We start from the raw sequence: 12,990 nt of genomic DNA, 5'->3' as shown, positions 1-12,990 counted from the left end.
GCGTAAGCAACGAGATTTAGTGTGCACCTATTTGTTATTTGAACGGACTGTTAACAATAATTGTTGAACATCATACCACTGTATTCGCTTGTGATATAGGGCGACGGTGTGTTGCTGCCGTGCGGATCCTTGTAATTGAATACGGGTCTTTCCACGTATTTCATCGGATCTATGGATATTTCATCAGTCTTTTGGATAAGCGCTTTTGCGAAATCCATGAGTGGATGTAGGACTTCCTTGGGAGGACCTTTTGCTGATTTTTCTCTCAAGAGCCCTGAATCGTAGTCGATTCGTCCTTCTTCATTCAGAGAAATACCATAATCATCCATTTTTAGCAGATGCTTTTCGGCAATTGCTATGGTTTCTCCAACCAGCTTGGTACTCTTGAATCCTGCATCATGAACATCGCTGACACTGTCTATAAATCCATTGTAACCGTTTATAAGTGAACGGACATTTTCTACGAGAGCGTCATTTTCATCCTCTATGCTGATTGTTATAGGATTACCCGGTTCAGTTGCACCGCGAAGAGTAATATCAAATTCATTTCCAACCGTAAATCTGTTGGAAGAGGAGCTATGCTCCGTGCCATTCAGATAAAAATGTGCGTTTGTGGGTTCCTGTGCTATCAGGTTAAGTCCGAAATAGGACACACTGTGCGGATTCTCTGAGATTTGAGATTCACTTACTTCAAAGCGATGTGTATGTCCGGGTTTAAGACCGGTATCACTCGAACCGATAATCAGTGTGGTTCGTCCCTGTGCATCCTCCTGCATTCCGGCAATAAGTCCGATACCTGCTTTATTAATAAGACGGGACAGTTTTGCCTGAATATCATGATTGGTGTTGCCATCCCGAATGCTGTATTGGAATTCGTAGTCATGACCGTTTATGCTTACATTGAATGCGTAGCTTCCTTTGGGAAGTGCAACTTCCTCATCGGGTACGAGGAAATGACCTGCATTGATCTGATTTGTGGCAAGGTGATCAACACCTATTGTAAATTCGGAGGTGGTCCCCTGTCCTTTTCCTACATATTCAACAGCTACCTTATCCGGATTTGATGAAATAGCTGACTTTTTGCTGAGAGCTGCATCTTCCTCGCCGCTGATCGCATCCAGCTGACTTCTAAGAGTGCGGGCATGCTCTTTAATGCCCACGGCCTCAGCCTGAGCATTATCATCCTGTTTTAAAACATGAAGAGGGGATTTTCTGTTGATCCGTGCGATGGATTTGTAGACACTCTGCAGTTCGCTTTTCTTATGCTTGTCTACATTCGCATTCTCTTTTGCGACGTATGTTGACGCGAAATGATTATAAGCTTCATTAACACTAATGCCTGCCATGCTGCCCCTCCTTTCTTCCTTGATGTCGTGCGAGTGCTTCTGCCATTCCTTTGGCAACCGACACGAGGGCATACAAAGACATGTTTTATTACCTTAACATTATCATCACCTAGTCAATAGCGTCAATTAAATAAGTATAAACATATTCTTAAAATAGAAGAAAGTCGGTTAAGAATATTTACTAATTGACCGATTACGTTAACGGTTGTATTATAAGTAGGTGCATATAGCAGATAATTTATAAAAAGATGTTGACTCAGCAGGAGACCTATGCTATATTGTACAAGCGACAGAAATTTAGGTCTTTTTTTTATGCCTTAAAATAGGCGGTAAACCTTTTAGAATAACGCACGGAGGAATGAACAATGCGTACAAGAATCACACTTGCTTGCACAGAGTGCAAAAACCGTAACTACGACACAACAAAGGATAAGAAGACACATCCTGACAGAATGGAGATCAAGAAGTACTGCCCTTTCTGCAAAAAGCACACACCGCACAAGGAGACAAAGTAATTCTACTATAATATAGGTAGAGGAAGTCCTTGAGTTGAAGGGAGTTTAGTTGATATGAGCGAAAATAATGCTGCAAAGAATGCACAGGAGAGCAAAGTATCTGCTTTTATTAGGGGTATTAAGGCTGAGTTCAATAAGATCAAGTGGCCTACAAGAGAGGATATTTACAAGCAGACAACGGCTGTAGTTATCATTTCTGTTATTATTGGTGCTCTTATAGCTGTGTTTGACTATGCTTTTGGTTATTTGATTAACTTCATCACCAAGATTGGATAAAGGAGTGTTATGGCAGAAGAGATGCAGAATGAAAATGAACTCGATCTGACTATGGGATCAGCAGAGGAGAGCACTAACGAGGCTGCTGAAGCTGTAAACGAGACTGCTGAAGGCAGTGAGGAATCCGCAGAGGCTCCTGCTCATGAGAATGCCCATTGGTATGTTGTTCATACATATTCAGGCTATGAGATGAAGGTTAAGGCTAACCTTGAGAAGACTATTGAGAACCGTCATCTTGAGAATCAGATATTTGAGGTTCGTGTACCGCTTCAGGATGTTGTTGAGATGAAGAATGGCGCACGTAAGACAGTAAGCCGTAAGATGTTCCCCGGTTATGTTCTTGTAAACATGGACATGAATGACGAGACATGGTATGTGGTTCGTAATACCCGAGGTGTTACAGGCTTTGTAGGACCCGGAAGTAAGCCAGTGCCGCTGTCAGATGCAGAGATCAAGCCGCTTGGAATCAAGACAGAGAATATGACTGTCGATTTCGGTGTAGGCGATGAGATTGCTGTTGTTGCCGGCGTATGGAACGGTACAGTTGGTATCGTGCAGCGTATGGACTTCGGTAAACAGAGTGCTACAATCAATGTTAATCTGTTTGGCAGAGAGACACCTGTTGAGATTGGTTTCTCAGAAGTTCGTAAGGTGACAAGCTAATATATAATAATTTTGGTATATTGTAGAGCAATCTACTATATATAGATGAGTTGAAATTAAGATATTTCAATTCATGGGAACTGGAGTGGGAGCATTTGTGTATTGCTTTCATACGAGAGCGCGGAAATGCACATGGAATGCGCCTGACCACATTATTTCTAGGAGGTGCCATTATGGCAAAGAAAGTCGAAGGATACATTAAGTTACAGATCCAGGCTGGTAAAGCAACACCAGCACCCCCGGTTGGACCGGCACTTGGTCAGCATGGTGTAAACATCGTTGAGTTCACAAAGCAGTTCAACGCTAAGACAGCTGACAAGGGTGATGTCATCATTCCTGTTGTCATCACAGTTTATGCAGACAGAAGTTTCACATTCATCACAAAGACTCCGCCTGCAGCAGTTCTTATCAAGAAGGCATGCAACATCCAGAAGGCTTCTGGTGTTCCGAACAAGAACAAGGTTGCAACAATTTCTAAGGATAAGATCAGAGAAATTGCAGAGACAAAGATGCCTGACCTGAATGCAGTTGATATCGAAGGTGCTATGAGCATGATCGCTGGAACTGCACGCAGTATGGGTGTTGTAGTAGAAGACTGATGGAGGACTAAGAGATGAAACACGGAAAGAAGTATGTTGAAGCTGCTAAGCTCATCGACAGAGCACAGCAGTATGAAGCTGCAGAAGCAATCTCTTTAGTAAAGAAGTCTGCTACTGCAAAATTTGATGAGACTGTTGAAGTACACATTCGTACAAGCTGCGACGGTCGTCATGCGGATCAGCAGATCCGTGGTGCGGTTGTTCTTCCGCACGGAACAGGTAAAACTGTTAAGGTTCTTGTATTTGCTAAGGGAACAAAGCTTGACGAGGCACAGGCTGCCGGCGCTGACCATGTAGGTGGCGAGGAGCTTATTCCTAAGATTCAGAACGAAGGTTGGCTTGACTTTGATGTTGTAGTTGCTACACCTGATATGATGGGTGTTGTAGGACGTCTTGGTAAGGTTCTTGGACCTAAGGGTCTCATGCCTAACCCGAAGGCTGGTACAGTAACAATGGATGTTACAAAGGCTATCAACGATATCAAGGCTGGTAAGATTGAGTACCGTCTTGACAAGGCTAACATCATCCACTGCCCTATCGGAAAGGCATCTTTCACAGAAGAGCAGCTTGAGCAGAACTACACAGCTCTTATGGATGCTATTGTTAAGGCTAAGCCTTCAACAGTTAAGGGTCAGTACCTTAAGAGCATCTCACTTGCTACAACAATGGGCCCTGGTGTCAAGGTTGTATCAAACAAGTATTGATAAGTTATATACCAATATGATGTTATCAGAAAGCACAAAATCGCAAGATTTTGTGCTTTTTCTTTGTAAATATGCTATTCTAGAAGCGAGGAGACGAACAGGGAGTTATTCTCTGCGCTATAGGTATGAAAAAAGAACAATTAGACTATCAAAATGAGAAAACCGGATTTTTTACAGGTGCAAACAAGGCTGTAATAGCTTTTGTATGCGCTTTTTTAGTTACTGTTTCAATCGGTGGAGTTGCACTTCTTAGCATGAAAGCAGGGAAGACTACAAAAATTGTAGAAGCGGATGTTTTTGAAGAGGAGACAGTAGCTGCAAGGCTTCCGTTTTCAGAGAAGCGTTCGGATGATATAGGTGGAACTGCGGATGTTAGTCTGCAGGGTGAGGCTACCGCAGCGGATAACGCTCTTGCTGATGGTGAAAATGATACTGAGATTGTTGCGGGTGAAGAAACAGCGGAAGGTTCCGGAGAGAGTGGAGATGAATCCCAGAATGATGAGAGCAGCGAAGGAACAGATGACGCTGGAGAGGCTGTGGAGAGTACAGGAGAAACTTATATTTCAGGAGCAAATTGGGAGTACAATATAACGCCAGCCAACTCGGATTATGTCTCCCTTGCCTTTGCAGGAGATATCCTCTTTGACTCGGGGTATGCAATTATGAACAAAATCCGCCAGAATGGAGGCGGAATAGAGGGTGTGATAGGTGGAAGCCTTCTTTCATATATGCGCGGTGCCGATATTATGGTAGTAAATAACGAGTTTCCATATTCCAACAGAGGAACTCCGATAGAAGGAAAGACCTTTACCTTTAGGGCTGATCCGTCATCGGCAGCGCTGCTTAACCAGATGGGAGTTGATGTAGCTACACTCGCAAACAACCACGCATATGACCATGGGGAGCAGGCGCTTCTTGATACACTTTCCACCTTAGATAGTGTCGGGGTTGCCAGAATAGGCGCAGGCGCCAATCTTGAGGAGGCTTCACATCCTGTTTACTACACGTCGAGTAATGGTATAAAAATAGCCATTATATCCGCTACAGAGATTGAAAGGATAGACAATCCTGACACAAGAGGTGCCACAGATACATCGCCCGGAGTTTTCAGATGTCTTGATATAACAAAGCTCCTTAGTCGAATTAAGGAGGCAAAGGCTGCCGGTGCATATACGATAGTATGTATCCACTGGGGAACTGAGAATGATGAAACTATTGACTGGTGGCAACAGAAACAGGGACCGGAGATTGTTGCAGCAGGGGCGGATCTGATAGTTGGAGCTCATCCGCATATATTACAGAAAATAGGATATATAGATGGCGTTCCGGTTATATATAGTCTTGGTAATTTTTTGTTTAATTCCAAGGATCTTAATACAGGACTTCTACGCGTTAATATCTATACCGACGGACACACAGGTCTGCAATTCGTGCCCTGTGTTCAAAGCGGCTGTACAGTTAACGAAGCCACAGGCGAACGAAAAACCGCAATCCTTAACCACATGCGTGAAATGTCCGTAGGTGTATCCATCAATGATGAGGGGTATGTCCAATGATATAGGTCTCAAGCGAAAGCATATCCGGAACCAATCGATTATAAGCTTGCTTAACGAGATTGGGGCCGGATATGTTTTCGTGTGGGACCGGACGCATTGACATTAATTTTCTTTTTGAGTAATATATAAGTGAAATATTGTCGGTATTTCGCAGATTATGAGGGATAATTTATGATTACTGTAAGCTTGTGTATGATCGTTAAGAACGAAGAGGATAAACTGGCTACCTGTCTGGATTGTCTGAAAGATCTTGTTGATGAGATGATCATCGTTGATACCGGTTCAACTGATAGGACCAAAGAGATTGCGGAATCTTATGGGGCCAAGGTGTTTGATTTTGAATGGACCGGCAGCTTTTCGGATGCCAGGAACTATTCCTTTGAGCAGGCTACATGTGATTTCATCTATTCTGCGGATGCTGATGAGACGATAGACGAGGAAAACCAGGAACGCTTCAGACAGCTCAAAGAGGATATTGATGAGCTGAATATTGATGTTGTTCAGATGTATTATTGCAATCAGCTTAGCCATAATACTGTATATAATTATGACAGAGAGCTTAGACCTAAGCTTTTCAGAAGAATTCGTAAATATGTGTGGCACGATCCGATCCATGAGATGATAAAGCTCGATTCCACTGTCTGCAACAGTGAAGTTGAGATTAAGCACAATCCGACAGAAGATCATGGACAGAGAGATCTGGCTGCTTTCAGAAGGGCTATCAGAGAAGGTGAGTACATTAGTAAGCGCCTTCACAACATGTATGCCAGAGAACTTTACATGGTTGGAACGGATGAGGACTTCATGCTTGCCAAGGAGTTCTTCGAGGAGTCGATTGAGGACAATGGTCGCGACCTTGACCAGATAAAGGAGGCGGCATGTGTCCTTGCACACATAGCGGTTATTGATGGGAAAGCTGAGGAGATACTGAAGTACTCCTTGAAGGATCTCACGACCATTCCTTCAAGTGAGATGTGCTATGAACTTGGAAGTTATTACAGAAACAAGGGAGATCTCGTAGAGGCAATAGTTTGGTATTATAATGCTGCGTATGAGACCTCACCGATTCTTGATATTCACCGCGGAGGAGATATGGCTCTCCATAAGATTGCTGAGTGCTACCGTGAGATGGGTAATCTCGAGCAGGCGGAGGATTATGAAAATGAAGCTAATCACTGGGTAGTTCCGGATCCCAGTTGAATAAGCTCATAAGAGGTTATTTTGGGGAAAAGATATTTCTTTTTCATTGAGTTATATTTGTTATTAAAAAAGCTGCTGAAAAAAAGCAGCTTTTTATCTTATGGGAAATTACACCGTAATTCCTAATAAATATGTTTTTGGGTGTAAGTATGGAAATAAAGAAGAATTTTATAAAAGCTGAATTATATAAGGCACTTTCTGTAATAGTGCTGATTCCTTCTATTTTTCTGGGTACAAGTCTTGCTGCAGGATGCAGTAAAACGGGAAATGGACAGGTGACAATAAAGAATACTGAGAAAGATGATGATAAACTTGAAACTGCGGATTTCAGGCCTGAAGACGGTTACTTAAAAGAATCTGAGGAAGTTTTGATGCAAAACGGAGATGTAGAAAGCGATCAGAGCTCGCAGGATGGTGAGAATGCTTTCAATACAGAATTTTCATTAAGTGTTCCGACCTATGTTACTAGGATTGACGATAAATGGTTTATTGTGGATTGCTATCACGATCAAATTATATATAACTATAATATGACAGCGCCGCTAAATGAGTGGCGGGTTCTGACTAAAGAAGCAAAGCAGCCTCATACGATTGCAGGAGATGGCAGCGTTATTCTGGTTGATGATACAGAGAATAACAGAGTCCTTGTGTATGAGAAGAGAGGCGATTCCTATGTAAATACTCAGCTTTTTAATGATATTGGGAAAAGACCTCATTATACAGTTTATGATGAAGAGGATAAAGCCTTTTATGTATGGAGTTCGACGACCGGCGAGATGTATATATTCAGGCATGCAGAGGACGATACGAAGATGTACCTGACAGAGATAAGGGATGCGGGTACAAAGGATACCTATATAAGGTCGTTTTACATTGACGGGGAAGAGATTTATTTTGTTTCCGGAATAGGCTCTGACGGACAGGCATCGGGGATACTTGTGTGTGATAAGCATAGCTTCGATATTAAGGAAAGGATAGAGGTCCCGGATGATATGGCGGGAATGGTGGCTCTTAGAAAGGATGGAGGATACTTCTACATAACAGTTTCTACCGATATAACAGGCAATCAGGATGCAGCCACCATGATAAGGACAAAGGATCTTCACGGGCTTTTAAGCGGTGATTACGAGGAGATTTACAGTGAGTATTTTGTTGGCGGAGGGACTCCCTACAATATCACCAGGGTTGGGGATACTTTGTATCTTACGGAGCACAGGGTTCCGGGACATTCTGTCTGGAGCTATAAGATTGAAAATGATGAGATAACGGATGTTCAGGCGTTGTACTAAAAGTACGGAAGTAAAAGAAAAATTTTGGCTTGCACTTTTATGCTTTAGCGTGATAATATGTTAAAGTATCATAAACAACAGAAATGGAGCGAGTTATGAGCTGGGAAAAATCCGTAAGAAGAGTAAATCCGTATGTTCCGGGCGAACAGCCCAAGAATAAAAACATAATAAAGCTAAACACAAATGAGTGTCCATATCCGCCGGCACCGGCTGTCAACACTCTTATTGAGAATATGAAATATGAGGATATGAGACTTTATCCGGATCCGGAGGCCGAGGTACTTGTGGAGGCACTCTCAAGATATTATGACGTCCCGGAGGATCAGATATTTGTAGGTGTAGGATCGGACGATGTGTTATCGATGGCGTATCTTACGTTCTTTAACTCGGATAAGCCGGTTTTGTTCCCGGATATCACTTATTCGTTCTATGATGTCTGGGCGGAGCTTTACAAGGTGCCCTACGAGCAGATTCCGCTTGATGAGAACTTTAAGATACGATTCGAAGACTATTATGAGGAAAATCATCCCAATGGAGGAGTGATTATTGCAAATCCAAATGCACCGGTGGGAATATTTGAACCTGTGTCTGAGATTGAGAAGGTAATAGCTCACAATCCGAATTCTGTCTGCATAATTGACGAGGCATATATCGATTTTGGCGGAGAGAGCGCACTTCCTCTGATTGAAAAATATGACAATGTTCTTGTGGTACAGACTTTTTCCAAATCCAGGGCTATGGCGGGAATGCGTATAGGATATGCCTTCGGCTCGAAGAAACTCATAGGATATCTGAAGGATGCGAAATTTTCCTTCAATTCCTACACCATGAACAGACCATCACTGGAGCTGGGCGTAGCAGCAATCAAGGATGATGTGTACTTCAAGGAGACCTGCGCGAAAATCATTAATACCAGAGAGCGGGTAAAGAAGGAACTTGCAGAGCTGGGATTTACATTCCCTGATTCCAAGGCCAATTTTATCTTTGCTAAGCATGAAAAGGTGAGCGGTGAAGAGTTATTCCTTGCCCTGAAAGAAGCAGGAATTTACGTAAGACACTGGAATGCCGAAAGGATATCTGATTATCTCAGAATCACCATCGGAACGGATGAAGAGATGGATAAGCTTGTCGCATTTTTGAAGGATTATCTCTCAGAAAAATAGCATATTGCAAATAAGGCCTGCCGGTATAAAAGCCGGCAGTTTTTTATTACATAGAAAACACCTATGTAATAAAAAATCGTTTACTAAAATCTAATAGAAAGTTTAGTCCTAATTAATTGAAAAGCCGCCCGGGGTTTGCGAAGATTAATATGAAGTATGCTAACCAATCTATACCCTAAAGGACTGACTTGATATGAAAAAACGTTCGTTTTTTAACAGCTTAATAAGTAAAATAATGATTCCGGTTTTATGTCTGGTGAGCTTTAATGGACTCATTATGCCTGAAAAGATAACTGTACATGCAGCGCTTATTGATTTTTATTGCTTTGGGACAAGTGGTATAGGAGATCCGGCACTGGGTGGTGGAAACTGGAGATATGTCTATTTTGGAAAATATGATAATGAGCCTGTTAAATACCGCGTGCTTCAAAATGATACAAGTGACTTTGGCGGCAGAACTATGCTTCTGGACTGTGACAGCATACTGTATTCTATAACCTATGATGGTAATTCTACCAGCTTTTACAATGACATGAATGGTAGTGATTTTCTTACCAAACCAAATGTTTTTTCTGAGGCGGAAAAAGATGCTATAGCAACGAGCTCAAAAGCACAAATAAATTCAAGTGGAGGAGATACTAACTTTACAAGCAGTTATAGACCTTTTGTAAGTCTGTCTGCCAGTAAGATATTTACGCTTGATTGCGCAGAGCTTGGGAACGAAAACTACGGTTATAAAACTGTTGTGCCTGATCCGAATCGTAAAAAACAAGGAAAAAATGGAATGACATATTGGCTTACCAGATCACTATGCACAGCTCAAAGGATATCTACAGGATGTGGATATCCAATTCTTATAGATTCAGGTGGAAATTTCCCGCATTTTTCGCCTAATCTAGGTGGCGTAGGTGTAAGCCCGGCGCTTAATATTGATCTGGAACATGTTTTTTACTCATCACAAGTTTCGGCAGGTGGTCGCCTTGAATATAAACTGACTCTTAATGATAGCGATATTACAATTGCCAAGCCCAATAATAGTTCAGTAACTCAAAGTGGCAGAGTTCTTTCCATTCCTTATGAAATTAGTGGTAACCACGCGAATCAGGTGAATCAGATATCAATGCTTATAGTGAATTCTGCTTTGCCTTCAAATGGGATGATGAATGACTATACCGGATATAGTAAGTACTATGGTGCGTTAGAGCCCGTAGGAGGAACTATTTCGAATAGAGGAAGAGTTACCTTTGATACAAATAAGTACCCTGACGATTACAACCCCAGTACTGACAAAATATATATTTTTGCTGAAGTAAAAAAGGGTGACCATGAATCAAATTTCGCCAGTAATACTTTTTTATTAGATGGTGTAATCCATAACCATGATTGGGATATCTCCACGCCTTCCGATGATACTGCAAAAGTAAAATGTACTGTTACAGGCTGCCCGTATACTCAAAATAGGGAATATACAGCAACTATAAATGTTTCAGATACCAGTAAATCCTATGATGGGACGCCTGTTACTGCTGAGGTTACCAAAGACAGCGATTTTCCTGATGATTTGATAGTAAGTGAGCCCAAGTACAAGATACGAGGGGCGACTTCCGACCTGGCCGGGCCGCCCAGCGATGCCGGTGAATATACAGCATATGCCACAGTTTCCGATGGGACCAATGCGAATACTGTGACAATCACTAAAGACTTTGAGATAACACAGGTCACTATTACGGATAATAATCTTGCTCTGTCTCCTACCCATTTTGATTATGATGGAAGCAGTAAGGAACCCAGCGTGATTGTGACAAACGGAAATATAGTTCTTACTGAAAATACAGATTATACTGTAAGCGGCACACGAAGTGCATCTGCTATAAATGAAACACCCGGATATGAAGTGATAGTGACCGGAACAGGCAATTATACTGGGACAGGCACCAAGACATGGATTATACGCAAGGGTGTTCCGATTATAACAACACCTCCCGTGGCCTCTGAAATTGAGTATGGGCAGTCACTGGCAGACAGTGTGCTTTCAGGTGGCGTGGGGAATGTTCCCGGAACCTTTACATGGGCTCAGCCTACGATAAAACCCGCTGTTTCTGACAGCGAGGTGACGGAATACATGGTTATTTTTACCCCTAATGACACAGACAGTTATTATGGGACTGCCAGTACACTTATAAAGGTCAAGGTAAATAAGGCGCCCTCTAACTATGTAACCAGACCTACAGGAAAACATCAGGACAGCAGCGAAAGGGAGGTGGAGCTTGCAAATCCCGGAAGCACTTCGGACGGAACGCTTCTGTATGCCCTGGGGACCGATACAGTTACGGCCCCTGCTGCAAGTGCTTTTTCTACTACTATACCCAAGGCTAAAAACCCGGGAACGTATTATGTATGGTACAAGATTGTTGGTGATGCGAATCATAGAGACAGTGCTCCGGAATATGTTGCTACAGTTTTGGTAGGTAACGCTCCGAGGATTATTACTCCTCCCGTGGCATCTGAGATTGATTACGGGCAGTCACTTGCAAGTAGTGTGCTGTCAGGTGGAACCTCTAATGTTCCGGGAACCTTTGCATGGGCAGAACCTACAACCAAGCCTGAAGTTTCTGACAGCAACTACACTGAATATCTGGTGATTTTTACTCCTTATGATAGAACCAGCTACATAGGAACTGATACTGCCCGCGTCAGGGTTAAGGTCAATAAAGTACCATCGAATTATATAACCAGGCCTACAGGGAATCAGTTGATCAGCGGAGACCTTGATGTAGCACTTGCTAATCTGGGGAGTACCGCAGAGGGCACAATTCTGTATGCGCTTGGTACGAATGATACCACACCTCCGGATGCCGGTTCTTTTTCAACAAAAGTTCCAAAGGCAAAAGGGGCAGGTACTTACTACATTTGGTACAAAATTGTGGGAGATGCTAACCATAAGGATAGTGCCCCGGAGTGCATAACCACAACCTTAGTAGAAAAAGTAGACCCGGAGAACGCGGCCAATAAACCTGCAATAGATAAGGAAATTGCCGAGACCAATACAGATAAAACAGATGTAAAGGATACCAAGTATTATATCCTTGCAGCAAAGCTTAAACCTAAGGGAAAGACGCTGAAGCTTTCATGGAACAAGATTCCGGAAGCGGAAGGGTACATGATATACGGGTCACCATGCGGAATACAGATGGAATATATCACCACCATAAAAAATAGCAAAGTGACATCATGGTCCCCAAAGAAAATTAAAAAGGGCAGATACTATAAATACATAGTGATTGCATACAAGATGGAAGGAGACGTGATAAACAGGATAAGTACTTCCAAATCAGTACATGCAGTAAATGGATCGAAAAGCCGTGGCAATCCTATAGCAGTCACCATTAAAAAGCGAAGCTTCAAGCTTGCAAAGGGCGGGATGGCAAAGATATCAGCAAACTTCAGATATACAAAGAAGGTCAGCATTCACATTGCTAAACTGAGATATGAAACAAACCGGCCCGATATTGTCAAAGTGGACAAGAAGGGATATATTCAGGGGCTTAAACCCGGTAAAGCCTGGGTGTATGTATATGCCCAGAACGGAGTCTGCAAGACCGTGAGAGTAACGGTAAAGTGAAATAAACCTTGATGATAAAGCAGCCTTTTGGTAAAATTATGCCTTGGAGTGTTTTGA

At 42.5% G+C, this 12,990-nt stretch carries 11 protein-coding genes; 10 read left to right on the top strand and 1 reads right to left on the bottom strand.

The window, feature by feature from the left end; all coding sequences use genetic code 11:
* Positions 1-50: 50 nt before the first annotated feature.
* On the bottom strand, positions 51-1,346 hold the full coding sequence (gene fliD, locus BLR42_RS02410; RefSeq protein ID WP_170832609.1) for a flagellar filament capping protein FliD: 1,296 nt from the start codon (positions 1,344-1,346) through the stop codon (positions 51-53).
* Positions 1,347-1,711: 365 nt separating this feature from the next.
* Between fliD and rpmG the strand changes: the two genes are divergently transcribed.
* The 10 genes from rpmG to BLR42_RS02360 all read left to right on the top strand — a co-directional run bounded on the left by rpmG (position 1,712) and on the right by BLR42_RS02360 (position 12,933).
* Positions 1,712-1,861 carry a 50S ribosomal protein L33 gene (rpmG, locus tag BLR42_RS02405; RefSeq protein WP_022760828.1) on the top strand — a complete coding sequence of 50 codons (150 nt, stop codon included), beginning with the start codon at positions 1,712-1,714 and terminating at the stop codon, positions 1,859-1,861.
* A 54-nt stretch (positions 1,862-1,915) separates the two neighbouring features.
* Positions 1,916-2,137 carry a preprotein translocase subunit SecE gene (gene secE, locus BLR42_RS02400; RefSeq protein ID WP_026499430.1) on the top strand — a complete coding sequence of 74 codons (222 nt, stop codon included), beginning with the start codon at positions 1,916-1,918 and terminating at the stop codon, positions 2,135-2,137.
* 9 nt (positions 2,138-2,146) lie between these two features.
* Positions 2,147-2,800: a transcription termination/antitermination protein NusG gene (nusG, locus tag BLR42_RS02395; RefSeq protein ID WP_022760830.1), complete on the top strand. Its 654-nt coding sequence runs from the start codon at positions 2,147-2,149 to the stop codon at positions 2,798-2,800.
* 173 nt (positions 2,801-2,973) lie between these two features.
* The gene (gene rplK / locus BLR42_RS02390) at positions 2,974-3,399 is read left to right on the top strand and encodes a 50S ribosomal protein L11 (RefSeq protein ID WP_022760831.1); all 426 of its coding nucleotides are present in this window, start codon (positions 2,974-2,976) and stop codon (positions 3,397-3,399) included.
* A 14-nt stretch (positions 3,400-3,413) separates the two neighbouring features.
* On the top strand, positions 3,414-4,103 hold the full coding sequence (gene rplA / locus BLR42_RS02385) for a 50S ribosomal protein L1 (protein WP_022760832.1): 690 nt from the start codon (positions 3,414-3,416) through the stop codon (positions 4,101-4,103).
* A 125-nt stretch (positions 4,104-4,228) separates the two neighbouring features.
* Positions 4,229-5,659 carry a CapA family protein gene (locus BLR42_RS02380; RefSeq protein ID WP_091866332.1) on the top strand — a complete coding sequence of 477 codons (1,431 nt, stop codon included), beginning with the start codon at positions 4,229-4,231 and terminating at the stop codon, positions 5,657-5,659.
* Between the two features lie 171 nt (positions 5,660-5,830).
* Positions 5,831-6,859, top strand: a complete 1,029-nt coding sequence (locus BLR42_RS02375; protein WP_022760834.1) for a glycosyltransferase — start codon at positions 5,831-5,833, stop codon at positions 6,857-6,859.
* 149 nt (positions 6,860-7,008) lie between these two features.
* Positions 7,009-8,148 (top strand): YncE family protein, encoded by a 1,140-nt coding sequence (locus BLR42_RS02370; protein ID WP_091866330.1) that lies wholly within the window; start codon positions 7,009-7,011, stop codon positions 8,146-8,148.
* Between the two features lie 95 nt (positions 8,149-8,243).
* Positions 8,244-9,311 (top strand): histidinol-phosphate transaminase, encoded by a 1,068-nt coding sequence (gene hisC / locus BLR42_RS02365; RefSeq protein ID WP_091866328.1) that lies wholly within the window; start codon positions 8,244-8,246, stop codon positions 9,309-9,311.
* A 193-nt stretch (positions 9,312-9,504) separates the two neighbouring features.
* Positions 9,505-12,933 (top strand): Ig-like domain-containing protein, encoded by a 3,429-nt coding sequence (locus tag BLR42_RS02360; protein ID WP_139165091.1) that lies wholly within the window; start codon positions 9,505-9,507, stop codon positions 12,931-12,933.
* The last annotated feature ends 57 nt before the right edge of the window (positions 12,934-12,990 follow it).

It is taken from the genome of Butyrivibrio sp. INlla16 (genome assembly GCF_900104155.1).
Lineage (GTDB): Bacteria > Bacillota > Clostridia > Lachnospirales > Lachnospiraceae > Butyrivibrio.
This window is presented reverse-complemented; position numbering and strand designations above follow the sequence as displayed.